This is a genomic window from Thalassospira australica (assembly GCF_044790785.1).
GTDB lineage: Bacteria > Pseudomonadota > Alphaproteobacteria > Rhodospirillales > Thalassospiraceae > Thalassospira > Thalassospira australica_A.
The window spans coordinates 4,360,081-4,386,448 of the sequence record NZ_CP085258.1 but is presented as its reverse complement, the minus strand read 5'-3'; the positions used below and the strand labels follow the sequence as shown (position 1 = coordinate 4,386,448).

The 26,368-nt window shown below is 54.1% G+C and carries 28 protein-coding genes and 1 pseudogene; 21 read left to right on the top strand and 8 right to left on the bottom strand.

Features of this window, described 5'->3' with window-relative positions:
• The first annotated feature begins 646 nt into the window (after window positions 1-646).
• The 11 genes from LG297_RS20365 (at window position 647) to LG297_RS20315 (ending at window position 8,868) form a co-directional block, all read left to right on the top strand.
• Window positions 647-1,471, top strand: coding sequence for a pyruvate, water dikinase regulatory protein (locus tag LG297_RS20365; RefSeq protein WP_404423569.1), 825 nt, complete (start codon window positions 647-649; stop codon window positions 1,469-1,471).
• Between the two features lie 44 nt (window positions 1,472-1,515).
• On the top strand, window positions 1,516-2,112 hold the full coding sequence (locus LG297_RS20360; RefSeq protein ID WP_404423567.1) for a Maf family protein: 597 nt from the start codon (window positions 1,516-1,518) through the stop codon (window positions 2,110-2,112).
• A gap of 31 nt (window positions 2,113-2,143) precedes the next feature.
• Window positions 2,144-3,010 (top strand): shikimate dehydrogenase, encoded by an 867-nt coding sequence (locus LG297_RS20355; protein WP_404423565.1) that lies wholly within the window; start codon window positions 2,144-2,146, stop codon window positions 3,008-3,010.
• Between the two features lie 31 nt (window positions 3,011-3,041).
• The gene (coaE, locus tag LG297_RS20350) at window positions 3,042-3,635 is read left to right on the top strand and encodes a dephospho-CoA kinase (RefSeq protein WP_404423563.1); all 594 of its coding nucleotides are present in this window, start codon (window positions 3,042-3,044) and stop codon (window positions 3,633-3,635) included.
• 1 nt (window position 3,636) lies between these two features.
• Window positions 3,637-4,350 carry a DNA polymerase III subunit epsilon gene (gene dnaQ, locus LG297_RS20345; RefSeq protein WP_404423561.1) on the top strand — a complete coding sequence of 238 codons (714 nt, stop codon included), beginning with the start codon at window positions 3,637-3,639 and terminating at the stop codon, window positions 4,348-4,350.
• Between the two features lie 10 nt (window positions 4,351-4,360).
• A complete protein-coding gene (locus tag LG297_RS20340; RefSeq protein ID WP_404426973.1) occupies window positions 4,361-5,302 on the top strand; it encodes a substrate-binding periplasmic protein in 942 nt (313 codons plus the stop codon).
• 250 nt (window positions 5,303-5,552) lie between these two features.
• Window positions 5,553-5,825, top strand: coding sequence for a lactate utilization protein C (locus LG297_RS20335; RefSeq protein WP_404423559.1), 273 nt, complete (start codon window positions 5,553-5,555; stop codon window positions 5,823-5,825).
• The gene (locus LG297_RS20330) at window positions 5,803-6,450 is read left to right on the top strand and encodes a Smr/MutS family protein (protein ID WP_404423557.1); all 648 of its coding nucleotides are present in this window, start codon (window positions 5,803-5,805) and stop codon (window positions 6,448-6,450) included. Before LG297_RS20335 ends, LG297_RS20330 begins: the two co-directional genes overlap by 23 nt.
• On the top strand, window positions 6,447-6,806 hold the full coding sequence (locus tag LG297_RS20325) for a helix-turn-helix domain-containing protein (protein ID WP_404423555.1): 360 nt from the start codon (window positions 6,447-6,449) through the stop codon (window positions 6,804-6,806). The genes LG297_RS20330 and LG297_RS20325 overlap by 4 nt, the downstream gene beginning before the upstream one ends.
• Before the next feature lie 315 nt (window positions 6,807-7,121).
• Complete coding sequence (gene rho, locus LG297_RS20320) at window positions 7,122-8,384, top strand: transcription termination factor Rho (RefSeq protein ID WP_404423553.1); 1,263 nt, start codon at window positions 7,122-7,124, stop codon at window positions 8,382-8,384.
• A 247-nt stretch (window positions 8,385-8,631) separates the two neighbouring features.
• Window positions 8,632-8,868 (top strand): hypothetical protein, encoded by a 237-nt coding sequence (locus LG297_RS20315; protein WP_404423551.1) that lies wholly within the window; start codon window positions 8,632-8,634, stop codon window positions 8,866-8,868.
• 18 nt (window positions 8,869-8,886) lie between these two features.
• Here the strand turns inward: LG297_RS20315 and LG297_RS20310 are convergent, their stop codons facing one another.
• Entirely contained in the window at window positions 8,887-9,189 is a 303-nt protein-coding gene (locus LG297_RS20310; RefSeq protein ID WP_404423549.1) for a hypothetical protein, read from the bottom strand.
• Between the two features lie 139 nt (window positions 9,190-9,328).
• Between LG297_RS20310 and LG297_RS20305 the strand changes: the two genes are divergently transcribed.
• Window positions 9,329-9,880: an HD domain-containing protein gene (locus LG297_RS20305; protein WP_404423547.1), complete on the top strand. Its 552-nt coding sequence runs from the start codon at window positions 9,329-9,331 to the stop codon at window positions 9,878-9,880.
• Window positions 9,881-9,949: 69 nt separating this feature from the next.
• Here the strand turns inward: LG297_RS20305 and LG297_RS20300 are convergent, their stop codons facing one another.
• The 3 genes from LG297_RS20300 to LG297_RS20290 form a co-directional block, all read right to left on the bottom strand.
• Complete coding sequence (locus LG297_RS20300; protein ID WP_404423545.1) at window positions 9,950-10,924, bottom strand: quinone oxidoreductase family protein; 975 nt, start codon at window positions 10,922-10,924, stop codon at window positions 9,950-9,952.
• 174 nt (window positions 10,925-11,098) lie between these two features.
• Window positions 11,099-11,584: a methylated-DNA--[protein]-cysteine S-methyltransferase gene (locus tag LG297_RS20295; RefSeq protein ID WP_404423543.1), complete on the bottom strand. Its 486-nt coding sequence runs from the start codon at window positions 11,582-11,584 to the stop codon at window positions 11,099-11,101.
• Between the two features lie 99 nt (window positions 11,585-11,683).
• Complete coding sequence (locus LG297_RS20290; RefSeq protein WP_404423541.1) at window positions 11,684-13,762, bottom strand: thioredoxin domain-containing protein; 2,079 nt, start codon at window positions 13,760-13,762, stop codon at window positions 11,684-11,686.
• Window positions 13,763-14,050: 288 nt separating this feature from the next.
• Here LG297_RS20290 and LG297_RS20285 point away from each other — a divergent pair, with 288 nt between their 5' ends.
• The 7 genes from LG297_RS20285 to LG297_RS20255 all read left to right on the top strand — a co-directional run bounded on the left by LG297_RS20285 (window position 14,051) and on the right by LG297_RS20255 (window position 21,435).
• Entirely contained in the window at window positions 14,051-14,299 is a 249-nt protein-coding gene (locus LG297_RS20285) for a DUF6489 family protein (RefSeq protein WP_404423539.1), read from the top strand.
• 5 nt (window positions 14,300-14,304) lie between these two features.
• A complete protein-coding gene (locus tag LG297_RS20280; RefSeq protein WP_404423537.1) occupies window positions 14,305-14,634 on the top strand; it encodes a (2Fe-2S) ferredoxin domain-containing protein in 330 nt (109 codons plus the stop codon).
• 238 nt (window positions 14,635-14,872) lie between these two features.
• Window positions 14,873-16,276, top strand: coding sequence for a tRNA uridine-5-carboxymethylaminomethyl(34) synthesis GTPase MnmE (gene mnmE, locus LG297_RS20275; RefSeq protein ID WP_404423535.1), 1,404 nt, complete (start codon window positions 14,873-14,875; stop codon window positions 16,274-16,276).
• A gap of 146 nt (window positions 16,277-16,422) precedes the next feature.
• A complete protein-coding gene (gene mnmG, locus LG297_RS20270; protein ID WP_404423533.1) occupies window positions 16,423-18,321 on the top strand; it encodes a tRNA uridine-5-carboxymethylaminomethyl(34) synthesis enzyme MnmG in 1,899 nt (632 codons plus the stop codon).
• Between the two features lie 287 nt (window positions 18,322-18,608).
• Window positions 18,609-19,355, top strand: a complete 747-nt coding sequence (gene rsmG, locus LG297_RS20265) for a 16S rRNA (guanine(527)-N(7))-methyltransferase RsmG (RefSeq protein WP_404423531.1) — start codon at window positions 18,609-18,611, stop codon at window positions 19,353-19,355.
• 14 nt (window positions 19,356-19,369) lie between these two features.
• Window positions 19,370-20,176, top strand: a complete 807-nt coding sequence (locus LG297_RS20260) for a ParA family protein (RefSeq protein ID WP_404426972.1) — start codon at window positions 19,370-19,372, stop codon at window positions 20,174-20,176.
• A complete protein-coding gene (locus tag LG297_RS20255) occupies window positions 20,173-21,435 on the top strand; it encodes a ParB/RepB/Spo0J family partition protein (RefSeq protein WP_404423529.1) in 1,263 nt (420 codons plus the stop codon). Before LG297_RS20260 ends, LG297_RS20255 begins: the two co-directional genes overlap by 4 nt.
• Before the next feature lie 126 nt (window positions 21,436-21,561).
• On the opposite strand, the gene holA is transcribed toward LG297_RS20255, so the two are convergent.
• The 4 genes from holA to LG297_RS20235 form a co-directional block, all read right to left on the bottom strand.
• Window positions 21,562-22,593, bottom strand: a complete 1,032-nt coding sequence (gene holA, locus LG297_RS20250; protein WP_404423527.1) for a DNA polymerase III subunit delta — start codon at window positions 22,591-22,593, stop codon at window positions 21,562-21,564.
• A gap of 12 nt (window positions 22,594-22,605) precedes the next feature.
• Entirely contained in the window at window positions 22,606-23,115 is a 510-nt protein-coding gene (gene lptE, locus LG297_RS20245; RefSeq protein ID WP_404423525.1) for an LPS assembly lipoprotein LptE, read from the bottom strand.
• Window positions 23,112-23,720 carry a hypothetical protein gene (locus LG297_RS20240; RefSeq protein WP_404423523.1) on the bottom strand — a complete coding sequence of 203 codons (609 nt, stop codon included), beginning with the start codon at window positions 23,718-23,720 and terminating at the stop codon, window positions 23,112-23,114. Before LG297_RS20240 ends, lptE begins: the two co-directional genes overlap by 4 nt.
• A 96-nt stretch (window positions 23,721-23,816) precedes the next feature.
• Window positions 23,817-24,380, bottom strand: coding sequence for a DUF3576 domain-containing protein (locus LG297_RS20235; RefSeq protein ID WP_404423521.1), 564 nt, complete (start codon window positions 24,378-24,380; stop codon window positions 23,817-23,819).
• A 243-nt stretch (window positions 24,381-24,623) separates the two neighbouring features.
• On the opposite strand from LG297_RS20235, the gene LG297_RS20230 reads away from it, so the two are divergent.
• A complete protein-coding gene (locus tag LG297_RS20230; RefSeq protein ID WP_404423519.1) occupies window positions 24,624-25,685 on the top strand; it encodes a porin in 1,062 nt (353 codons plus the stop codon).
• Window positions 25,686-25,749: 64 nt separating this feature from the next.
• Window positions 25,750-26,360, top strand: a pseudogene (locus LG297_RS20225) (IS630 family transposase); the annotation flags it as partial.
• Between the last annotated feature and the right edge of the window lie 8 nt (window positions 26,361-26,368).

Here is a 26,368-nt window from a genome sequence, read left to right as displayed (position 1 = left end):
ACTGCCCGGAACCGCCATTCAGGTGGCTCCGGATATGATAGTCCCGATCCTTTTTGTCAGACACGACTGCCTGACGCTTATGTCCGGTTTCCGGTTCCTGACTCGTGAATTGTGTCCTGAAGCCTTTCCAAGCCGTTTTTCCACCGTGTCTCTAACAAAACCTTCTTTAATTAAAAAGGATGTTGTTTGTTAGTGGTTCCCTGTGGATAACGGGGATCAAATTTGATGCACAGTTTATCCACATTGCGACTCGGGAAAAATGACTCATCTCAAATGGTCTTGGGGAAAACTGGGGACGACTCCGAACGACTCCCAAATGTAAGCTTGGGAAAAACCGTTTTTGAATATTGGGGATAACGGGGATTAAACTGGTTTTTTCCCTTTTATCCCTGTTATTAGGGAAAAATTTTCCGCTTATCCCCTGCGGGATGGATGCTTTGAGAAATTTTGTATGACGTGCAGGATAAAATCTGTGGAAAAAATTTGGCCGGAGTCGCCCCCGGTATCCACAATTATCCACAGGCGCGACTCCGCTGGTTTAATTTATGGTTGGGATTGCAGTGCCCTGACAGATGGCAGATGATCGAAATATTGAACACCTGGTTTCGTTGATTGATGTGAAACGCTGGAAGATTGCGGAACTGCGATGACTGAAGACGAAAATATTTTTCACCTCCATCTGGTATCTGATTCTACCGGTGAAACCGTTGACGGGGTCGCACGTGCCTGCATCGCACAGTTTCCCGATGTTCGGGCCCATGAACATGTATGGTCTCTGATCCGAACCGACGCGCAGCTTGCCCGTGTACTGGCAGATATTGAACGCAATCCCGGGATCGTGCTTTATACGGTTTTCGATATGGATATTCGTCGCAAGCTCGAAGAAGGCTGTCGGCGTCTGCAAGTTCCGCACAGCCATGTGCTTGATAACACGATCACCATGATGGCTGGCTATCTGGGGCAGCAATCGCGCGGCCGTACCGGCGCACTTCATAAAATGGACGAGGACTATTTCAACCGGATTGAAGCCATTGATTACACACTTTCACATGATGATGGGCAATCAACCTGGGATCTTGAAGAAGCCGATGTGGTGATTGTCGGAGTATCGCGCACATCCAAGACACCAACCTCCGTCTATCTGGCCAATCGCGGTATCAAAACGGCCAATGTACCGTTTGTACCCGGTTGTCCATTGCCTCCGGAACTCGACAAGCTGAAAAATCCGTTGGTGGTTGGCCTGATCAAGGATGTCGATCAACTGGTATCGATCCGCAAAAACCGCCTGCGCCAGATCGAACGTGGAGAGGGTGGAGACTATGTTGATCCGGTTGCTGTGCGAAACGAAGTCCATCAGGCACGCCGTTATTTTACGGATCGCCGCTGGAAGATTATCAATGTCACCCGGCGCTCAATCGAAGAAACTGCGGCCATCATTCTGGCAACCATGTATGATCGGCGCGGTCATTAATTCCATTAATTCAAATACATCAGATAATTACAGGATACCGATACATGACCAGACTGATTCTGGCGTCTAGCAGCAAAGCTCGCTATTCCATGCTGAAAAATGCTGGTGTCGCGTGCGAAGCAATCGCGTCGATGATTGACGAAGATGGTTACAAGCAATCAATGAAGGCTGAAGGTGCCAGTGCCGCCGAAGCTGCCGAAACGCTGGCGGAAATGAAGGCTTTGCGCATGTATCGCCAACAACCAGATGGCATCGTGATTGCTGCTGATCAGATGCTGGAATGCAACGGGATTTGGTTTGACAAGCCACGCGACCGCGATAATACACGCGCCCAGCTGCGCGCGTTACGTGGTAAAACCCATCAACTGGTTTCGGCAGCCGTTATTTACAAGGAAGGCTCCCGCATTTGGGGAACCATTGATACCGCCCATCTGACCGTTCGCAACTTCACCGATGAATGGCTCGAAAACTATCTCGATACTGTCGGAGACGAGATTTACAACTGTGTTGGCGGTTATCAGCTTGAGGGCATCGGGGCGCAGCTCTTTACTGAAGTCCGCGGCGATTATTTCACCGTTCTTGGCCTGCCGCTTTTGCCGTTGATTGGCTTCTTGCGCGATCACGGTATTCTCAACGCATAATAAACGACATTCAGGCAGGAAATTCTTCATTATGACTCCGCGAACTCCTTATCGAACTCTGTCGGGTACGTCGCGCCTTGCCGGTGTAATGGGCTGGCCGGTATCTCATTCCAAATCACCACGACTGCATGGTTACTGGCTGGCAAAATACGGGATCGACGGATCCTATATGCCGCTTCCGGTCGAGCCGAAGAATTTTCAGGATGCCCTGAAATCCTTGCGGAATCTTGGTTTTTCCGGAGTCAATGTCACCATTCCGCAAAAGGAAATGGCGATGCCCGAATGTGACGAACTGTCTGATCGTGCGCGTCGCATCGGGGCGGTGAATACCGTGACTTTTGCCAAGGATGGCAGAATGTTGGGCGATAATACCGATGGGTTCGGTTTTATCGAAAACCTGCGCCAGGAAGCCCCGGATATCCATTTTGCATCTGGTCCTGCGGTGGTGCTAGGCGCAGGCGGCGCATCGCGGGCTGTTCTGGTGGCTTTGCTGGATGAAGGCAGCCCTGAAATCCGCATTGCCAACCGCACCCGCAAACGCGCCGATGATCTGATGGCAGAAATTAACGATCCGCGTATCAAGGTTATAGACTGGCCGATTGATCCGGCGGATTTGTCCGATGCGTCGCTTGTAGTCAATACCACAAGCCTTGGTATGGTCGGGCAGCCGAAGCTTGAAATCGATCTTGAAGGTTTGCCAAAAACCGCCCTTATCACCGATATCGTTTATGCGCCACTGATGACCAATCTGCTGGTACAGGCCAAAAACCGCGGCAATCCGGTAGTCGATGGCTTAGGTATGTTGTTGCATCAGGCACGGCCAGGCTTTCATCGCTGGTTTGGCATTGATCCGGAAGTCACGCCGGAACTTCGCGAATTCGTCCTCTCGCCGGATTAATCATAATCAAGATCAATGGACACTATTTAATATGGTAATTTTGGGACTGACCGGGTCCATCGGCATGGGTAAATCGACCGCGGCGGGAATGTTTCGATATCTCGGTGTGCCGGTTCATGATGCCGATGCCACGGTCCATCAATTGATGGAGCCGGGCGGTGCGGGATTTGATCCGGTCACTGCGGCTTTCCCCGATGTACTCAAAGACGGCAAAATCGACCGGCAGGTTCTGGGGCCAAAGGTCTTTACCGATCCGGTCGCCATGAAGCGCCTTGAAGCGATTCTGCATCCTCTGGTCCAGGCTCAAGAAAACCGCTTTCTCAAACGTCATCGATTGGCAGGAAGATCAGTGGTTGTACTCGACATCCCACTTCTGTTTGAGACAGCGGGTGAAAAACGCTGCAATTATGTTGCGGTAGTATCCGCCCCTGGATTCATTCAACGCCAACGTGTTATGGCTCGATCAGGGATGACGAAAGCCAAATTTTCCGCCATTCTTGCCAAACAGATGCCAGATCGAGAAAAACGCCGCAAAGCCGATTTTGTCATTCCGACCGGCTTGGGTCGGGCGGTAACTTTCGATACGATACGAACTATCATTGACCAACTGGAAAATCGGATCTGACATGCGTGAAATTGTTCTCGATACGGAAACCACCGGCCTTGATCCCTATGCAGACCACCGCCTTGTAGAAATTGGTTGTATCGAGCTTTTTAATCACATGCCGACCGGGCGACAGTATCACCAATATATCAATCCGCAACGCCCGATGCCCAAAGAGGCATTTGACGTTCATGGTCTTGGTGATGATTTCCTCAAAGACCAGCCGGTTTTTGCCGAAATTGTCGATGATTTTCTCGAATTTATTGGTGATGATTCGCATCTTGTGATTCATAACGCTGCGTTCGATATGAAATTCCTGAACGCAGAACTTGAATGGCTGAGCAAACCTAAAATTGACATGAACCGCGCGATTGACACCGTGCAGATGGCGCGCAAAAAGTTTCCAGGCTCCCCGGTTAGCCTTGATGCGCTGTGCCGTCGTTTCAAGATTGATAACTCGAACCGTACCCTGCACGGAGCGTTGCTCGATTCCGATCTCTTAGCCTTGGTCTACCTTGAACTGCTAGGTGGCCGGCAGCACGGACTTTTGCTTGATTCCAATGCAAAGGATAGACAAAAAAAGGTTGATAGGGATGCCCCGCGCAAGCTAGGTCCAAAGGAAAACCGCCTCGAACCGCGGCCATGTATTATCAGCGACGAGGAACTCGCTGCCCACCGCGCCTATATCGAAAAAAATATTCCAAACGCTTTTTGGTTCAAATACGAAGAGGCATGATGTGACCGGCATGTTTTTCCGATATGCCGTTACATCCAGACTTTTTACCTTCCGCATTTTCCGCCAAAAGATCGTGGTTTCCTTATCCCAATGCGTTATTGTCCTGATCGTGCTGTCGGGCATGGTCCTGTTCGATACCGGGGGAGGAAGGGCGCAGGAATCCGGTGGTGCTTCGCGTATTCACCTGAACAAAACGCTGCCCTATACCATTCACCAATCCGGGGACGGATCGGAATCGGTTCGTCCGGAACTTGGTTATTTCGACGAGCTTGTTATCGCACTGTTCGAAGATGCCGGGCTGCCTTATATCGTGGCGCAGCAAGCTCCTTGGAAACGGGTCATCGAACAGGCCGCTCAAGGGGACCGGCATGTGATTTATCCGACAACCCGGACGGCTGACCGCGAAGATAGCTTCAAATGGGTCGGTCCGGTCAGCCGGACGATCTGGAACCTGTATGGTTACGCCGATGCCAAATGGCAAAATATGGCATTTAGCGACATTCTGACGTCGGCGCGGATTGGGGTTTTGCTGGGGTCAGCGCGCGAAGCCTATTTGCGTCAGCGCGGCGCGCAGCAACTGGTCCTGATCCCGCGCGAAAATTTGCTGTTGCCGATGCTTCAAGCCGAACGTGTCGATCTAATCGCGATTGGCGGCTCGGTCCTACGCCATTATCGCGACATCGTCGATCCAAGCGCGCAGCAACGCGATATTGACGGGGTTTTGCCCTATCGCAGTTGTTTCCTTTACATCGCCATCAGCAAGGCCGCCCTGACAGAAGATATCGTGAATCTGCAAAATTCACTCGATAAGAATAAAGAAAGTGGCCAATTCATTGCCTTGCGTGAAAAACATAGCCTGTCGACCAATACCGATAGCGCCTTTCTGCGTGCGATGCTGAATCTCGATAATAACGGTATTGCCTGCATTGATCTTTTCGGCCGCGAAGACTGATCCGGGTTAGTGAACATCCGCATTTGGTGCAATCATCAAGTTCTGGACCCGACCCTTTAAAATTGGTATTACCAATTGCAAGGCTTCGCTGCGACATGGGATCCGCATAGTCGCATAGACAGGGACCAGAGAGGGGATCCGTCATGACGTCGTCAAACTCCCGCGATGGCAAACCACGCGTTGGCCTGGTTATCACTTGTCTGGTCGATATGCTCCGCTTTTCGACCACAAAGCTTCTTGAAGAAGCCTGATGTTGCGAAGCGGGGCCGATACGCCTTATACGCTCAATATGCTTCCCGAGACCCATATTGCCGTTTTAAAAGCCAGCGACATCGTCGGAACTTATGAAGAAGTATGGGCGAGGTTGCGCGAACGGGAAGGAAGCGGCAATATGCCGCGAACATTCCTTTGGGTGACAGGCCCGTCGCGAACAGGCGATATCGAACAGACGATACAGCTAGGCGCGCACGGACCGCGCCGTTTGCATATCGTTCTGGTGGATGACACAAAAGAAAACCCATAAAAGACGGCGCTCCGTCAGCGACGAAGAAAAGGCCCTTTGGGAAATTTTCACGCGTGATGTCAAGCCCCTGCGTTCCAAACAGCGCAAGGGCAACGACGTCGTGTTTGAACTTGACGACGACCATCCCAAAAGCGACACGGCCATGCCGCTTCCTGATGATCTGCAGGGCGAAATCAACAAGGCTGAAGAAGTCCGTGCTGCACGTAACCTGCCCTCCGCACGCAACGCTGACCGCGGGCCGCAGATCAAAAACCGCGCCTTGGCCGAGCTTGAACCCGGTGTCACCGACAATATTGATAAGTCGACGGCCAAAAAATTCCAGAAAGGCCAGATGTCAATTGATGGCCGTATCGATCTGCACGGCATGACCCAGGATGTCGCCCACCATGCACTGAATGCTTTTATCGAAGATAGCTGGCGGGCTGGAAAACGGTGTGTTCTGGTGATTACGGGCAAAGGATCGCGTGCTGATGAATATGGCCGCACCGGTCTTTTGCGCCAACGCACCCCGCAATGGCTAAGCGCGCCAAGGCTTCGCACCCGTATTCTCGCCATCAGCGAAGCCCGTATCCAGCACGGCGGATCGGGCGCTTTTTATGTTTTGCTGAAACGGAGACGCCCGTGACACCTTTTGGTAATCGTATTCGCGAATTACGGGCGCGGCACAATGTCACCCTGACGGACATGGCCAACGCCTTGCAGCTTTCACCGGCCTATCTATCTGCCCTTGAACACGGCCATCGCGGTCGGCCAAGCCCCGGTCTGGTGCAGCAGATTTGCGGTTATTTCAATCTGGTCTGGGACGAAGTCGATGAAATCAAACGCCTAGCCCAGTTATCGCATCCGAAAATCACGGTCGATACGGCGGGGCTCGAACCAGAAGCTACCGAACTTGCCAATCTTTTGTCCGAACGCATCGCCGGCTTAAGCAACGATCAGCTTGTCCGCATGCTTGAAATTATGCGGGAAAAAATGTCGTAACTGCTAAGTCATTTTCGTGACATAACTGCAAGTTGCTAACTAAAATCTGTGGAATTGTGCTGTTTAAGCAACTTTGTCGGTTAAATTCTTCTCTTTTGGCGAAACACGGTTTGACTATTATTGCGTTCGGCTGTATCACTTTCGCATGTTTCGATCCTGAAACATGAAACAGTCCTGCCTGCTTCACAACTATTAGGTTTTGACCGGTCCGCAAGCCCCGTTGTTCTGCCTGACCGTCAGCCGCATTCCTCTCTAAACCTCCTCTCCTTTCAATCATCGCCCTTCCCGGCAATCACAAGATCATTAAACGCACATATGCATCTTCAGGAACTCAAAAAGAAATCCCCGACGGAGCTTCTTGCCCTGTCCGAGGAACTCGAAATCGAAAATGCCAGCACGCTCCGCAAACAGGAGCTGATGTTTGCTATTCTCAAACAGTTGGCCGAGAACGACCACGCAATTTTTGGCGAGGGAGTGTTGGAGGTACTGCCGGACGGCTTTGGCTTTCTGCGCAGTCCCGAGGCAAACTATCTCGCCGGTCCGGACGATATCTATGTCTCGCCAAGTCAGGTGCGACGCTTCGGTCTGCGCACAGGCGACACGGTTGAAGGCCAGATACGTTCACCGAAAGAGGGCGAACGTTATTTCGCGTTGCTCAAGGTCGATAAGGTCAACTTTGATGCGCCGGAAAAAGTTCGTCATCGCATCAATTTTGATAACCTGACCCCGCTTTATCCCGATCAGCCGCTCAAGATGGAGCGCGAGTTTGACCGGGAAGGCAACAAGGACACCACCAACCGGGTGATCGAACTTGTTTCGCCCTTGGGTAAAGGTCAGCGTGCCCTGATCGTCGCGCCGCCGCGCACCGGTAAAACCGTGATGCTGCAGAACATTGCGCACGCGATTGAGGAAAACCATCCGGAAGCCTATCTGATCGTTCTTCTGATCGACGAACGCCCTGAAGAAGTGACCGACATGGACCGCTCGGTAAAGGGCGAGGTTATCAGCTCGACCTTCGACGAACCGGCACAGCGTCACGTCCAGGTCACTGAAATGGTTCTGGAAAAGGCCAAACGCTTGGTTGAACACAAGCATGATGTCGTCATCCTGCTGGACTCGATCACCCGTCTTGCCCGTGCTTATAATACCGTCGTTCCAAGCTCCGGCAAGGTCCTGACCGGTGGTGTCGATGCCAATGCGCTGCAACGCCCGAAACGTTTCTTCGGTGCGGCACGTAACATTGAAGAAGGCGGCTCACTGACCATCATCGCAACCGCCCTGATCGATACTGGCTCGCGTATGGACGAGGTCATCTTTGAAGAATTCAAAGGGACCGGTAACTCCGAGCTTATTCTGGATCGCAAACTGTCCGACAAACGTATTTTCCCGGCTATTGATATCCTTAAATCGGGTACGCGTAAGGAAGAACTGTTGGTAGACAAGGCTGTTCTGTCGAAAATGTGGGTTCTGCGCCGTATCCTCAACCCGATGGGGCCGCAGGACGCGATGGAGTTCCTGCTCGGCAAGCTCAAAACCACCAAGAACAACGACGATTTCTTCGATTCAATGAATGGCTGATCACGCCATTTGATGGCATCTTGGACTTTTCCGGGGTGTGATCGACTTCGCTTGAACTGTACCTACCCGCTGTGGTGGTAGTTACTTACTGTATCTCGCACTTAAATCGCTTCGATCCTGCTTTAAAAATTCGACTGGTACCGGTACGGCCCAAAATTTGGGGCAGCTGGCTTCGCCAGGGCTTTGGCCTTTCTGCCTATCGCACCGGATTTCTGGTTGTGCTGACGAATCCGAAGGCTGCTCTTATGTGGGTGACGGTATCGATGTTTCTGGCCTCGTACATCCGGCCCTGATGGAAATCGAATTCCTGGTGTCATGTTCGGCACTGGTAATCTACGGAACCTATGTCGCGCTGTTTTCCACCTGCATTGCCGTTCGAACCTATCGGCGCTTTTTTCGCGGGATCGATGCGGTTTTCGGCGCTGTGCCCGGTGCAATCGGCGGCAAGCTACTGCTTGATGGAATGTGCGAACTGTGCAGTTAGTTAAACTGGCAAACCGTCTTACACCATCGACAGCGTCACCTCGGCAGAATGCCCGTCAAGCTTCTGTCGGCTGACCGTCGCATCGCCAGGATCGACATGCAGCGCCCCGTGATCAAGATGCAGTCCGATATGATGGGTGCCGTATCGCAGCGTGATCGCAAGCTCGCCCGCTGCAGCGATGTCGCAAATGCTGGTACTTTCGGGTGCAAGATGGTGGGGCGGGGCGGATTGCCAGCCGCTTTGCGGTGCCAGACTGGTCAGATGCAGGGGGGTGGAACCGGTATTTTGCAATGTCAGTTTCAGGTGCATTTCCCCGGACATGTCAATCTGTCTCCTGCTTGTAAGTGCGTCTGTCTTCTATGTGGGGCGCAGATTTTTGATGTCGATAGCCATCAATGCTTGCAGTGGCCGCGTTCACATGTGACCCTTGACCTTCGTGTTCACTACATGCCAAAGGCTGATGCAGCTTTTACTGAAATCCGTTGATTTTGCCGCCCGCGCGCATCGCGACCAGCGCCGCAAGGGCCCGGCCCATGAACCCTATATCAATCACCCGATCGAGGTTTCACGCCTGATCGTCGAATGCGAACCGGACACGGATGAATATGTGCTCTGTGCTGCCGTTCTGCATGACGTGATTGAGGATTGTGGCGCGACTCGCGATGAAATTGCCTCCTGTTTCAATGAGATGATCGCGGATATCGTGCTTGAGGTCAGCGACGACAAGGCCCTGCCACGCGATGATCGCAAAGCCCGTCAGATCGAAACCGCCCTGCATCTCAGCGACGGTGCAAAACTGGTTCGCTTGGCGGACAAGGTCGCCAATGTCGGCGCGATGCTGACCGATACGCCGATTGGCTGGGACCGGGAACAGATCCTGCGCTATGTCGATTGGGCAGAGGCGGTGATTGCACCCTGCCGCATTGCTAGCCTCGGTCTGTCAGACCGTTTCGATGCCATCGCGCGTGACGTCCGCGCTTGGCACACCGAAGAAGAAGAGGCAGGGGTTTAACCCTGCCTCTGGCTGTTAACGGTCATTCTTGCGACGGCTGGAATCCATGTTTTTCAATGGTATTCTGGCTTACGGCTTCAAAATCACCGAGCCGGTGGTTTTGCGGCCTTCAAGATCGTCATGGGCCTGTTTGGCGTCCACAAGGGCATAGGCCGCACCGATATCGATTTTCACCACACCGGATTTCAGCACATCAAACAGCTCGTTCGCGGTTGCCAGAAGCTCTTCTCGGGTGGCGGTATACTGGAAGACGCTCGGCCGGGTCAGAAAATAGGCTCCGGGTGCGAGTGCTTTAAGCGGGACGGGGGGGATAGCGCCTGATGACTGGCCGAAACTGACCATCATACCAAGCCGTTTCAGGCAATCGAGCGAATCGTCAAAGGTATCCTTTCCGACGGAATCATAAACAACTTCAACGCCTTGGCCGTTAGTGATCTCTTTGACACGCTCGGATACCTTTTCCTCCCTATAGAGGATCGGATAATCACATCCCTTGGATTTGGCGATCTCTGCCTTTTCTTTCGATCCGACGGTGCCGATCACGGTGGCACCCAGATGTTTGGCCCACTGGCAGACAATCTGGCCAACCCCGCCTGCAGCCGCATGGATCAGGATCGTATCGCCTTTTTTGACGTGATAGGTTCTGCGCAGCAGATATTGTGCAGTCATGCCCTGCAACATTGCAGCAGCTGCCAGATCAAAGCTGATCCCGTCGGGGATTTTAACCAGACCTTTGGCCGGCATTACACGTGCCTCGGCATAGGCGCCAAGCGGCTGTGCGGCATAGGCAACCCGATCCCCAACTGCAAGGTCAGTCACACCGTCACCAACGGCCTCGATCACGCCCGAACCTTCAAGTCCAAGGCCCGATGGCAGGGACGGGGCGGGATAAACCCCGGAACGGAAATAGATATCGATATAGTTCAGGCCGATGGCTTCCTGCCGCAGTCGAACTTCACCGGCACCCGGTGCACCAACCTCGACATCTTCAAAACGCAGCACATCGCTGCCGCCGGTTTCATAAAATCGGAAAGCTTTGGTCATGGAGACCTCCCGTTAATGCGCCATTTTGACGCTTGTCTGATCAATGAACCAAGTCTATGTCAGAAAACGGCATTTTGCTATCCGGCAGGTTTGGTTTTGCCCGTTCCGACGGATGTTAAAAGACGGTATTTCACCTGATGGAATGCCAGCCAAAATTGGCTAACGGCTGTTTGTTCAGAACAGGTTACCCTGATCGCTTGGGATAACCAGATCGACACCTTCGATTTTCAAAAGCGCGCGTTTTGTTTCAAGCCCGCCATCGCCGGAATAACCGCCCGGTTTGCCGCCACTTGCCAGAACCCGGTGACATGGAATGATGATCGGAATCGGGTTCAACCCGCAGGCCGTGCCAACCGCCTGATAGGCTGTTGGAGCACCGACTGCCATCGCCAGATCCTTATAGGTCGCGGTTTTGCCCAGCGGGATTTTGCACATCGCCTCCCACACGGCCTTGTGGAAATCCGTGCCATCGGGGGCAAGCGGCAGATCAAAGGCATCAAGCTTGCCATCGAAATAGGCGTTAAGCTGCGCCTTGGCCTCGTCCAGAACCGGGCTTGCTTCCATATCCTCGACAAAGCCCCAATCGACCGCGACGATCTGATCGTCAAATTCGAAAACCGTAATCGCCCCGATCGGGCTGTTCATCGAAATCTGGGGCATGGCCGAAATCCTGTATGCTGCGGCGGGAATACTGGGCGACCATGACCAATGTTTCACGTGAAACATTTTGGATGGGGACGCACTGAATTGCTGTCTTTCTTATGCCGCCTTGTTCGGCAGATCGGCAAGCAGTTTGGCAAGGTCCTCGGCATTGGTCACCGGTGCGGAACAGACCGGCCCCTGACAGACATAGGCGGTTTCGCGGCCCTTGATCGCGGTTTTACCCTTGGCCGGATGCAGGTCGGGCAGGGCATCGGTATCGGCCAGAATCGTGATCGCCCGGTTGGGAAGGCAGGTGGCAAAGATCGCGCGGCGCATTTCCATGTAAACCTGGCTGCGACTCTTGGCGACCAGCACGATCTGTACCGGATTTTGCAACATTTCAGCCGCCAGAAGCAGGCCCGGCATATTGGGGAATTGGTCATCCATCCGCCCGGCAAAGGTGGCAATGGTGATTTCTGCCCGGTCGCGATATTTGGTATCGCCGGTCAGGGCATAAAGACGGGCCAGATTTTGCGCCATCACCGCATTTCCGGCCGGAACCGCATTATCCATATAGGGTTTTTGGCGCACCACCAGATCCGTGGCATCCGATGCTGACTGGAAATAGCCGCCCTTGGCATCGGCAAACAGGTTTTCGACCGTTTCGCACCATTCGGTGGCTTCGCGTAAATAGGTGTCTTCGCCAAAGCACTCATAAAGCCGAAGCGCTGCCCGGATCATATGGGCATAATCTTCGAGCATGCCGGCATGCTGTGCCTTGCCGTTGCGATAGCTGTGCAGGAAACGCCTGTGGCCATGGCCCTTTTCACCTGTCATCAGGCTGTTGATCACGAAATTATAGGCAAGCTTGGCGTAATCGAGCCATTCGGCGCGTTTGAACACCATCGCGGCCTCGGCCAAGGCTGCAATCGTCATTGCGTTCCAGTCGGTCAGTGCCTTGTCATCCCAACCTGGCCAAACGCGCTTGTTACGCACGGCCAGAAGCTTGGACCGCATATCGGCAAGCTTCTTTTCGGTTTCCGGATCGGACAGTTCCAGCCCGGATTTCGTACGGTTCAGGATGTTTTTATGTTCCCAGTTCCCGGTGGGGCTGACGTCATACATATGTTTGAACAGTGCAGCATCGTCACCGAGAATTTCGTCAATTTCGGCCTCGTCCCAGACATAGAACTTGCCTTCGACGCCCTCGCTGTCGGCATCGAGGCTGGCGGCAAAGGCGCCGCCAGGGATGCGCATGTCGCGTAGTATCCAGTCGACGGTCTCGGCAATCCGGGTTGCGTAAAGCGGGTTTTGGCCGTCTTTACCGTCAGGGCCGCTATCGCGCCAGACATCGCACAGAAGGTCGATCAGCTGGGCATTGTCATACAGCATCTTTTCGAAATGCGGCACCAGCCACTGGTCATCGACTGCATAGCGGGCGAAACCGCCTCCGACATGATCATAAATTCCGCCCTGACACATGCGATCAAGGCTGTGGCGGACAATACGTTTAAGCGCGTCAGCTCCGGTCCGCATTCCTGTGCGCCACAACAGCGCAAGCAGGCTCGGCTGCGGGAATTTCGGCGCGCCATTGGTGCCGCCATTTTGCTCGTCCATGATCTGCAAACAGCCATGCCCGCACTGATCAATCATCGCAAGCGACGGGACAGAACCGGTGGCACCGCTGTTCATCTGCTGCAAGGCCTGTCCAATCTGGGTGACGTTGTGGCGGATATTCTCGGGCTGACCGGCATAAATTTCGGCGACCGATTTCAACACATCGCCAAATCCCGGTCGGCCATAGCGCGCTTCTTTGGGGAAATAGGTCCCGCCCCAGAACGGATCGCCATCCGGGGTCAGGAACATGGTCAATGGCCATCCGCCCTGTTGGCCCAGAAGTGCCAACGCATTCTGATAAACACTGTCCAGATCGGGGCGTTCTTCGCGGTCGAGCTTGATATTCACAAACAGCTCGTTCATCAGGGCTGCGATGCTGTCATCCTCGAAACTTTCATGGGCCATGACATGGCACCAGTGACATGCCGCATAGCCGATCGACAGCAGGACCGGCTTGTTGGCAGCTTTGGCGGCAGCCAAGACCTCGGTGCTCCAAGGTTGCCAATGCACCGGGTTGTCGCGGTGTTGCAAAAGATAGGGGCTGGTTTCCGAACCGAGATTGTTATGCGCGAGTTTCATGGCATCGTGTCCTGTCACCCGTCTGAAACCGGTCTGATGGTCGCGGGCTTTGTCGGGTTGCGGGAAATAGGCGGCGTACCCATCTGTCGTCTTTTGTTGATGTAAGGGTAAAGCCCCTGAATGGAAAGGCAAGGGGGGCAAACGGATGGGATTGGAAAAATCTGCAAGATTTTATCGGCTTTTAACCGATTGGAAGCGCCCGGGAGGCGATAGTGATTGAGAACTTCGCAAGGGCGTCCATAATGGACGGCATAAAAATCAGAAGATAAAACCGAGGAGATCAGGGCGATGAAAGTTTCCGTGGATATCGATTGCACGCCGGAAGAACTGCGCACCTTTTTCGGACTGCCCGATGTGCAGCCCATGCAGCAGGCTTTGATGAAGGATATCGAGGACCGGATGAAAGCCAATCTTGCGGCAATGGACCCCGAAACCATGCTCAATACCTGGCTGCCGCAGGGTATGCAGAACTGGGACCAGCTTCAGAAAGCTTTCTGGAGCCAGTTTAATGCCTCAGGCGATACCACCAAGGACTGATCAGCTTGAGTACCGAAACACATTTTTATCAGGCGCATGTTTTCGTGTGCCAGAATGAACGTCCTTCTGGGCATGAACGCGGATGCTGCAATTCTAAAGGGGCGACGAAGCTTCGCAATTACATGAAAATCCGCGCCAAGGAACTTGGCCTGCCGACGACTCGCATCAATACCGCAGGATGCCTTGATCGTTGCGAACTGGGTCCGGTGATGGTGATCTATCCCGAAGGAACCTGGTATCGTTACGAGACAACGGAAGATGTTGATGCCATCCTCAATGACCATCTTGTCGGCGGGCAGGTGGTTGAGCGTCTGCAGCTCGGGATGGATCAGTAGGTCGGGCCAACTGGGAAGCCGGGTACTTTTGCGTGGTCAGCAAGCTTGAACCGTGATTCTCGCCTCGTGGGCATCACGGGTAAGGCGTAAAAGTCGTTAAGGCATTTGTTATCTTCTTCCCCCGCCTTAAAGCCCTGTTTGCAATTGCAGCTATATGTTGACCTGTGCTGGCCGGTGAACAATATGGACAGCCAGCAACATTTTCCTTTGGACGGCGGACGGATTAGGCAGGAGACGGATGACGAGTAACGCGACCCACAAGGTAACCCCGAGCGCCCATACAGAAACGATTTTCGCCCTGTCAAGCGGCGCAGGGCGGGCCGGGGTCGCGGTGATCCGTTTGTCCGGGCCGATGGCCGGGGCGACGCTCTGTGCGCTTCTGGGGCGTGACAGCTTGCCAAAGCCGCGCCATGCGATCTATGCACCGATCCGCGACCCGAGAACGGGCGAGCGACTTGACGATGCGGTGGCTATTTATTTTGCTGCTCCCGCCAGCTTCACTGGCGAGGACGTCGTCGAACTTCATACTCACGGCGGTCGGGCGGTAATTGATGGAGTTCTGGATTGTCTGGCCGTACAGCCGGGCTTGCGCATTGCGGAACCGGGCGAATATACCAGACGTGCCTTTGAAAATGGGAAAATGGACCTGACTGCGGCCGAGGGTATTGCTGATCTGATTGATGCCGAAACTGCTGCTCAACGCAAGCAGGCGGTGCGCCAGATGGCGGGCGAGCTAGGAGCGCTTTACGAAGACTGGCGTTCGCGTTTGATGAAGGCACTGGCCTATATCGAGGCCGATATCGATTTCCCCGACGAGGATTTGCCGGGCGGCATTGTGCCTGTCGTGCGCGGCGATCTGGTATCAGTTTACGGCGAAATGACCAAGCATCTGGCCGATAACCGACGCGGCGAACGGCTGCGCGAAGGGTTCCAGATCGTCATTCTGGGGGCGCCCAATGCCGGGAAATCGAGTCTGCTGAACCGGCTGGCCCGGCGGGAGGCCGCGATTGTGTCCGAGATCGCAGGAACCACGCGCGATATGATCGAGGTTCATCTCGACCTTGGCGGTTTTCCGGTCACCATGGTGGATACCGCGGGCCTTCGCGAAAGTGGCGATGTGATCGAAACAGAAGGGGTGCGGCGTGCAACCGACCGGGCCGAGGATGCCGATCTGCGCCTTGTCGTGGTGGATCGGGGCGACTGGCCGGGCATCGATGCCGAGGCCGCGCGCCTAATTGATGGTAATACGATCCTGCTGGTGAATAAGGTCGATGGGGCGTATGCGGGCGACATTCCGGCAACATGGTCCGGGCAATCGGCAGGCGGTGATCCGCTTGAGCTCCCCGTTTTGCCCATATCGGCCATGACCGGGCAGGGGGTGGAAAGCCTCTTGCAACTGCTGGAGACTCGCGTAAAAGAGGGGCTCGATTTTGCGGGACCGGTGCCCCTGACACGGCTGCGGCACCGCCAGGCACTTGAACGTGCCAGTGATCATCTGGATCGCGGATTGCAGACCGACATTGCCGAGCTGGCGGCCGAGGATGTTCGCCTCGCCGTGCGTGAAATCGGCAAGATCACCGGACGCGTCGATGTGGAAGACTTGCTTGATATTATCTTCGGCGATTTCTGTATCGGCAAATAAGATTATCAGAAATTGTTTCACGTGAAACATTGGTCCTGCCGATGAAGCGTGATTGTGAATTAAGACCTGAACAAGACGTGCAAGCTGTGTTGCTTTGACCCGATGCCATGGTCTTCGCGCGATCAATGAATTCAACGAGGCATTTGATGTCGAATAACCGTTTTGATGTGATTGTTGTTGGCGGCGGTCATGCCGGGTGCGAGGCCGCCGCTGCCGCAGCGCGCATGGGTGCGAAAACCGCGATGGTCACGCACCGGGCCGACCGCATTGGCGAAATGTCATGCAACCCGGCGATTGGCGGGCTAGGCAAGGGGCATATGGTCCGTGAAGTCGACGCGCTTGATGGTGTGATGGGGCGTGCGATTGACCGGGCCGGTATCCAGTTCCGAATGCTGAACCGCTCCAAGGGACCGGCTGTGCGTGGCCCACGCGCGCAGGCTGATCGCAAGCTGTATCGCGAAGCGGTGCAGGATATTCTGGCCAATCAGGAAAACCTGACAATCATCGAGGGCGCGGTTCACGACCTTAAAATTGCCGAGGGCGGTGACAGCCGCGTGACCGGTATAATTACCGAAGACGGGCGCGAATATGATGCCGGTGCGGTGGTTCTGACAACTGGAACATTCCTGCGCGGTCTTATTCACATTGGAGAAAAAACCACTCCGGCGGGCCGAATCGGCGATGCTCCGGCGATGGGACTTTCCGAAACGCTTGAAAAATTCGGTTTCCGTTTGGGCCGTTTGAAAACCGGAACGCCAGCACGACTTGATGGCCGGACAATTGACTGGGCCAGCTTACAGGAGCAGCCAGGCGATAATCCGCCGGAGCCTTTTTCCTTTCTAAGCCACGAAATTACCGTGCCGCAAGTTCCGTGTCATATGACCTGGACGACAGAGGCAACGCACGAAATCATCCGGGCGAATCTGCATCGCGCGCCGATGTATAGCGGTCAGATCACCAGCAGCGGCCCGCGTTATTGTCCGTCCATCGAAGACAAGGTCGTGCGTTTCGCGGAAAAGAATCAGCATCAGATTTTCCTGGAGCCGGAAGGACTCGACGATCCGACGGTTTATCCGAACGGCATTTCAACCTCACTTCCCGAAGAAGTACAGCTTGCCATGCTGGCGACTATTCCGGGGCTTGAAAAGGTCGAGATTTTCCGTCCCGGTTACGCGGTGGAATATGATTTCGTCGATCCGCGAGAATTGCGTCATACACTGGAAACCAAGAAAGTTGGTGCGCTGTTCTTTGCCGGGCAGATCAACGGCACGACCGGATACGAAGAAGCCGCGGGGCAGGGACTTGTTGCCGGTGTTAATGCGGCCCTTGTTGCGGGCAGCACAGCGGAGGCTGTCGAACGCGAATTTGTTCTTGATCGAGCTGACGCCTATATCGGTGTGATGATCGACGATTTGGTGACGTTGGGCACGAGAGAGCCTTATCGTATGTTTACCTCGCGCGCCGAGTATCGGTTGATGTTGAGGGCCGACAACGCCGATCAGCGTTTGACCGACCGCGGTCTTGAAATTGGCTGCGTTGGCTCGCATAGACAGCAGGTTTGGGACGATAAAAAACAAGCGCTTGATCTTGCCAAGCGTACGGTTTCCTATCTCACCGAAACCCCGAATGGCTTGTCCAAACTTGGTATCCGGATCAATCAGGATGGTGTGCGCCGTTCTGCCTATGACCTTCTTGCGTATCCAGATATTGATTTTGATATCCTGATCGACGTCTGGCCACAGCTTGCCGATATCACTCCGGAGATTCGCGAACAGGTCTCGATTGATGCGCAATATAAAGGCTATCTGGATCGCCAGTCCGCTGACGTCGCTGCCTTCCGCCGGGACGAAGAATTGCGCCTGCCGCGCGATCTTGACTTTGATAGTGTCGGGAGCCTTTCCGCAGAGATCCGGTTGAAGCTAAAAGAAATTCAGCCGGAAACCATTGGCGCCGCATCGCGCATTCCGGGCGTAACCCCGGCTGCTGTGACCGCCTTGCTTGGTCATATTAAAAGCCATAAGCACAAGATTGCACGCAGCGCCTGATCGGGCTTGATCCGCATCGGACTGCAACGAGAACACAGGCAGCGAACTCTATTATAAGAGTGCGCTGCTTTTCTTGCCTTCGGGTGTCATTCCCGCGAAGGCAAGAGGAGTTCAGATAGCCTTCTTGAAGACCTCATCACGGGATAATTGAACCTGCGCTTCCGCTTACATGGGAGTAACTATTTATGTTGAATAGGCTGGAGCTTAACTAACAGCTATGTTTCACGTGAAACATTGAAGCCACCTCTTATTCCAATCGCCTCCAACCTGCGTAAGGAATGTTTCACGTGAAACATTTTCATGTTTTTTGTGAAATTTATCGATTTCAACGCGGTGAAACATGTTTGTTTAAAAAATCAAGTCTGGTGCGATTTGTTAACGCGGATTATAACTCGAACATGCAATGCATTTCAGAACCCGTAAAAACATGGTTTGAGACCGATTTGAATGTTTCACGTGAAACATTGGACCGTCTTGGCCTGTATGCCGATCTCGTTGTCAAATGGCAGCCGAAGATTAATATCGTTGGTGCCAGTACAGCGGAAGACGTCTGGGCACGTCATTTGCAGGATTCCGCGCAGCTCTGGCCGTATCTGAAAGATGTGGCTAGTAGCGGGAAGATCGTCGATTTCGGCTCCGGCGCAGGTTTTCCGGGGATCGTTTTGTCGGTTCTGGGCGCAAATGACGTTGTCTTGATGGAATCAAACACCAAGAAAACCGTATTTTTGCTGGAAGCGGCAAGGGTTTGCGGTGTCTTGGGCCAGACGAAAATTGCTAGGGAGCGGATCGAAGTGGCCGCACCACGTGAGGCCGGTGTAATTACGGCCCGTGCGTTTGCGCCACTGCCCAAGCTTCTGGAGCTCGGCCAACGACATCTGAAACCGGGCGGACATTATGTATTGCTGAAGGGACGTGCCTTCGAGGATGAGCTGGCCGAAGCACGTGCGGCCGGTTGGACATTCACTGTAACCACCCATGCCAGCCTGGTTGACCCGGAAGGCGTGGTGATGATTTTGCAAGGAGTTGACCGGTGACCGACGTTATTGATATGCCGCTTTCAGTATCTTCCGAGGCCGGACATCGACCAAGGATCATTGCTGTTGCCAACCAGAAGGGCGGGGTCGGAAAGACCACGACCACGATCAATCTGGCGACTGCACTTGCAGCTGTGAACCAGCGGGTTCTAATCGTCGATCTTGACCCGCAGGGCAATGCCAGCACTGGTTTGGGGCTGCGTCCGTCCGAACGTCAGATCAGTTCCTACGATGTGCTGATCAATGGCAATACGCTGGAAGAAGCGCGTAAACCGACCGCCATTCCGCGGCTTAGCATCGTGCCGTCGGGCATGGATTTGTCGGGGGCCGAGATCGAACTGGTCGATTTCGACCGTCGCGAGATGCAGCTTAAAGAATCGCTGGGTCGCTTGCCGCATGATGTCGATTACGTTCTAATCGATTGCCCACCGTCGCTGGGGTTGCTGACGCTGAATGCGCTTGTGGCAAGCGATGCGGTTCTGGTGCCGTTGCAGTGCGAGTTTTTTGCACTTGAAGGGATCAGCCATCTGGTGCGTACCATCAAGCGGGTGAAAAAGGCGTTCAATCCGTCGCTTGAAATCCAAGGCATTGTTTTAACGATGTATGACAAACGCAATAATCTGTCCGCACAGGTCGCCAACGATGTGCGAGATTATTTCGGCGATGTCGTTTACCGCACGGTGATCCCGCGTAATGTGCGTGTGTCCGAGGCACCGAGCCACGGCACGCCGGTGTTGGTTTATGACATGAAATGTCCGGGATCGCGGGCATACCTTAATCTGGCAAGCGAAGTCCTGAAACGCGAAGGGGTGAAGGCATGAGTGAGGCAAAGAAACGCGGATTGGGAAGGGGGCTTTCGGCCTTGCTGGGCGAGGATGACGAGGATGTCGGTGCAGCGGTTGCCGTGGGTAACGATACCGCCGCGCATCCCGGCCCGGGCGGTACCACGCAGCTGATTTCGATCACCGATCTGAAACCATCGCCATTCCAGCCACGCAGCAATTTTGACGACGAGGCGATTGATGATCTGGCAGCGTCGATCCGTCAGAAGGGCATCATTCAGCCGATTCTGGTGCGTTTATCGTCAACTGGCGAAACCACATATGAAATCATTGCTGGTGAACGTCGCTGGCGTGCGGCTCAGCGTGCGCAGTTGCATGAAGTGCCGGTTCTGGTGCGTGATTTTGACGACCGGGAAACTGCCGAGATTGCCCTGATTGAAAACCTGCAGCGGCAGGATCTGTCACCGCTTGAGGAATCCGAGGGTTACAGCCGCCTGATGAGCGATTTTTCTCATACGCAGGAGGCATTGGCCCAGGCGCTTGGCAAAAGTCGCAGCCATATTGCTAACAGTCTGCGTTTGTTGACTCTGCCATCGCCGATCAAGCAGATGCTGTCGGACCGGGTTCTCAGCCCTGGCCATGCCCGTGCGCTTTTGGGAGCAGATAACGCGGTCGAGCTGGCGACCCAGATCGTCAAGAAGGGGCTGAATGTTCGCCAGACCGAAAAACTGGTGAAAAGCGACGGCGGCAAAACTGCGCGGCAGAAGAAGCCTTCGTCAGGTCGTTTGAGCGAAAAAGACCCAGATACAGTAGCTCTGGAGCATGACCTTAGCAATATGTTGGGGTTAGCGGTCAATATCGATTTCGACGGAGCGGGGGGTAAAATCTCTGTCCGATATGAAACACTGGAGCAGCTTGACGATATCCTGAAGCGGTTGAGCCAGGGGCGGTTGGGCGAAGTGGCGCAAAACTCCGATGATGACGATCCGCTTGTTTCGCAAGGTGGTGACGGGGGCGACAATGAATTCGATTCGATGTTTATCGATGATGATGAGAGCGGCAACGACAGCGATGAGGATCGCCTGACCGACGAGCTCGAATCGATTGCCGATGCCACCGATATCGCGTTTGCCTCCGACGAGGATGCTGATGGCATGTTTGCACCGGAAGGAGATATGCCGATCGAGCAGGAAGAGGTTGGTGAAGAGGTGCTCGAGACATTGTCGGATGCTGATATTCTGCAGAACGAGCGTCTTGCGGGACTGCAGGAAAGAAAGCCGCAAAGGCGAGGAAGCTGAAGAAAGCTAACGCTGCCGCGAAGAACAACTACGAATGAGTAGGCTTTCTCGCAAAAACCTTAAATGACAAACGGCCCTATGCGACTCGATGAGCCTGGGCCGTTTTCATGTGTGGAACAGCGTTGGTTAGCGCCGCCCCTGTTTCTGGCGGGCGACGGCTACCTTAATCATGGCGCGGTGTGCGATGGTTTCGGGGATGGCGAGGCCGCTTTTGCAGTCTTTTTCGGCCTCAAGCAGGATTTGCAGGGCGCGTTGCAGATTTTCGAGCGCCCAATTGTGCAGGTTGGCACGAAACAGATCGGCGGCCTTGAAAAACAGTGGCGGGCGCAGCGATTTCATCGCCTGTTCGGTATTGGTGCCCTGGGCCATCTGGCCTTTGACCAGATGCAGTTTCTGAAAGTAGCCGATCATCATGCGAAGAGCGCCGACCGGGTTGAGGCCTTCCTCCACGAGGCGGGTCAGGGCGGCATCGAGATTGCCCACATTGCCCTGCGACACGGCCTGCACGACATCGTCATAATGGCGGGCGGAACTATCGCCGACACAGGCCATGGCGTCGGCCAGAGTCACTTTGCCTTCTTTCAGCGCATAGAGGGCAAGCTTTTCAAGCTCGTTGCGTGAAACCATGCGATCGGAACCGAGATTGCCGACCAGATAGCGGATGGCATCACGATCTATGCGCAGTTTATGATCTTCCATCACGGAAGTGATCAGGGCTTCGATATCACGACCGCTATCGGCATAGCAGGGCAAGGCCATGCCATTGCCTGCCTTTTCAACCGTCTGGCGCAGCTTGGATTTGGACGAAAGGCTGCCTGCTTCGATCACGATCAGGGCATCACCGGCCGGATCGGCAAGGAAATCGGCAATAACGGGGGCCTGTGCCTCGCCAATGTCGCGGATACGGATGACTCGGCGCCCGCCGCCGAAACTGATTGCGGCGGCTTCATCCCGGAGCCGGCTGGCATCTTCCTTGAGCTGGATGGTACCAAGCTCGATTACGCGGAACGGATCCTTGAGATCCTCGACCACGGTTTTGGCGAGTTTGACAGCGCGTTCACGCACCAGTCCCTCATCCTCGCCATAGATCAGAACGAGTTGTGCCTTGGCATCGGGAGCGCGAAGGAAATTTTCGACCTGTGCTGCCTTGAGCTTCATGATAAGTCGGTCCTAAAGTCCGCTGCGGAGGCCAATGGCTACCTGATTGGCCAGTTGTCGGGCGAGGTTGCGGGCGGCATCGGATCTGGCGGCCGATTCGGCTTCGAGAGAAGCAAAGTCCGAATCTACAAGGTTGAAGGTTGTACGGGCGCGGAGAGAACCGGTTCGGAGGATTTTGGAATCAGAGATACGAGAAAGCCGGTAATTAGCTGTCAAGATGTAGTCTGCAATGGTGGCTTCATTGTCTTTAGTGTAACCGAGCCTTCTGGTTGTTTCGTCAAGGTTGATATCTAGGGTATATTCGGGGCTGGATGTTTGTCCCCTCGGCGTCAGTGTTTCGATCAGAACGTTGTGTGTCAGCTGGCCGATGCGGTTTTCCATCATCGATATCTTGACCTGCGCCATATCGGCGGCGGTACTGTCGCCACCGTTGTCTTCGGCATAAAGCGGCTGGAAGCCGCATGCAGTAAGGCTGGTCAGGGCCAGGAGGGCAAAAATCGAAATCAGGGCGCGCAATGTCATTCCTCGCAGTCTTTGGCGTGACGGTTTGCGCCAAGCGGCGCGTGACCAAGACGGTACAATAGTTCCGTTCCGATAAAAGGGCAAAACAGAGTTAGGTTTTGGATAAAAGAAAGCCTGGCACCGGGGGGTTGCAATGTGTCTTCAGAGCCTCGCAGGGTGTTGAACTGCTGGCGCAGGGCCGCAATGGCAGTGTTGAAGTGCCCTGTGGCAATTTTATCGGCTACGGCGCTGTTTGCAAAGGCGGAGAGTTCAGGTGTCAGTATGGCCGGGCTGCTTTTATCCGAAGCCAGCTGTGACCAGACCTGACGCAGCCAGCGCCAATGACCGATCAGGCTGTTTTGGTTGATATGTAGCGGACGATCTAGCGGGACATCGGACAGGAGGGTCAGGCAAAGGATATCGCTGCCGACCTGCTGACGAACCAATGCCAGATCATTGTCGATGAGATCGGTTGAAACCGAGCCGGCATGGGACGGGAGGATGATAGCTGGCTTCGGCCCGTTATTTATTGCGGGGAGAAGCGCCTGTATTTCCCGCGCTATTGCAAGACGACCGGGGCGTAGATCGCCCTTTTGCAAGGTGAGTGCGGGGCGCAGCTCTGCCAAGACAAACCCCCATTCACGGGCGAGCGAATGGGGGTTGTAATATTGTGACACATATAAAGGTGTGTCCTCGATACCGGGCATGTCGATTAACGGTACCTATTGTGCGACAGCGCTATCAATGCGCAACTGACGCGCACGGGTCAGGATCGAATCTTCCATGGCGGTGACAGTACCGGGTTCAACCACGGCATCGGCCCACTGATCCGATCCAACACGGACCTGGCGGAAAACGGAAACCTTGATGGCATCGGACCGAAGCGCAGTGCCTAGGATATAACCGGTGATCTTGAAGCGTTCGTTCGGAGTTTCCGGCGGGCTGTACCAGTCGGTAATAATCACACCGCCAAATGGATCGGCCGAATTGAGCGGCATGAATGAAAGCGTATCAAGCGACGCGCGCCACAGGAAGCTGTTGACGCCAATGCCGGTACCGCCGCCTTGCTGTTTGTTACTGTCATCACCCAGAAAATTGAAACCGTCCGGACCAAACAGGGTGCCTTCCTTCTTTTGGTCGGCAATCGTTTGGGAGCGGCCAAGTACTCTCTGGTCGCCGGGCGCAGATCCGGGATAACTGTCGTAATCCGACTGGGTTCCCGCGCAGGCTGCGACAAAGGCGCTTAATGCAGTAACGGTGCAAATTTTGACGAAAGGCAGTCCCACGGTCATATCCTTTAACATGTCGGCGTCTTTGATCTTGTTCGCACTATATAGTTCCCGCAACAACGGGCAAACAAAAACATGTGTGATAAAAATACAACTTCTCGGCACGAATGTCGCATTTTGATCACACATGTGTTGACGGAGGCAGAAAATGCTGGCTCCATCGCGTTGAACCGAACGGGAAAACCCGTTCAAAAATTTGTTACGCGGAAAACCGCGTTTTCAAAGACGTTGAGGGAAAAGATGAAAAAGATTCTTGTTGCTTCCAGCGCGCTCGTCGCTGTTGCTTTCGCTGGTCAGGCTTCGGCTTCCGAACCAATTAAACTGTCGGTTGGCGGTTATATGGAACAGTGGGCTGGTATTGCGTCTCAGGAAGACGAATATGCGGACCGCAATGCGTTTCAGTCTGACTCTGAAGTCCACTTCAAGGGGTCGACCACCCTTGATAATGGCATCGAAGTTGGTGCAGTTGTCGAACTCGAAGCTGAAGGTGGTAACTCTGGCTCGATGATTGATGAGCAGTGGCTCTATGTCAGCGGCGGTTTCGGTCAGGTTAAACTCGGCGCAGAAGATGGTGCCGCAGCTGACATGGCAACTCTTGCTCCGTCGACCGGTCCGGTCAACGTACAGGATGGTGACCTTGGTAACTGGGTCGACATTACCGGTCAGGGTGCTGCCAACTACATCTATGGCTCGAACGATGCCAAGAAACTGACCTATTACACCCCGGTTCTTGGCGGTTTCCGTGCAGGTCTTTCCTACACCGACGACATGACCTCGGAAAACAATGACACTGCGACCACCAGCAACTCGCGCGTTTCGGCCGGTGTTGAATACATCGGTGATTTCGATGCGATTTCGCTTAAGGTTTCTGCTGTTGGTGAAGACGACCAGTCTTCCGAAGGTCAGTGGTGGCATACCGGTGTTCAGGTTGGCTTCGGCAACTTTACCGTTGGCGGTTCCTATGGTCAGGCTGATGAAGAACTCGGCGGCACCTATGAAGCACTCGGTGGCGATTCGGATGACGATAGCGATGATATCGGTATCGGCGAACAGAGTGGTTACGACCTTGGCGTAGCTTATGCCATGGATGCCGCAACCGTTTCGCTTGGTTACTTCCACTCGGAAACCGATCTTGACACTGGCGGTTCGAACGAACTTGACCATGTTCATGTCGGTCTGACCTATGCTTTGGGTGCTGGCGTTAACTGGAAATCTTCGGTCTTCTGGTTCGAAAGCGAGATGGAAGATCAGGCTGATAACGAAGGCTACGGTGCTGTTACCGGTCTTCATTTGGCATTCTAATCTTCAACCAGTTCGGTTGTAGATTTGTCGAATTGAAGGGAGCGAGAAATCGCTCCCTTTTTTTTCTTTTTCTTGGACACTGTTTGCATTTGAGCAGGCGCGCACCAGCGTTTCCTACCAGCTTCGTCGCCGGAAGTCCTGAATTGATCGGGAACGGCTGGTTTTGATTGATGAGACCTGGATCAAAACCAGCATGGCTCCGATCCCCGGGGCTGGAGCCCCAAAAGGATAACAACTGGTCGGCTATGCGCCACATGAGCATTGGCGAATGATGACCTTCATTGCCGCCCTGCGCCATGATCAATTGACAGCCCCTTGTGTGTTTGACGGTCCGATCAATGGTGCAAGTTTCCTGGCCTATGTTCAGCAGCAACTGTTTCGGGTTCTCCATCCCGGCGATATCGTGGTCATGGACAATCTCGGCAGCCACAAATCCCGCGCCGTGCGTAACAGCATAAAGGTAGCAGGCGCCCGTTTATGGTTTCTGCCACCTTATAGCCCTGACCTGAACCCAATCGAGCAAGTCTCCTCGAAGGTTAAACACTAGATGAGATGCGTCCAGAAACGAAACCTCTAAGAGACTTGGCGGCAGGTTGGTCAAATTGCAGGAACCTTCTGCCAGATAAATGTGCCGCTTACTTCAGGAATGCCGGGTATGTTTCCGTGAAAACATGAAACGCTCT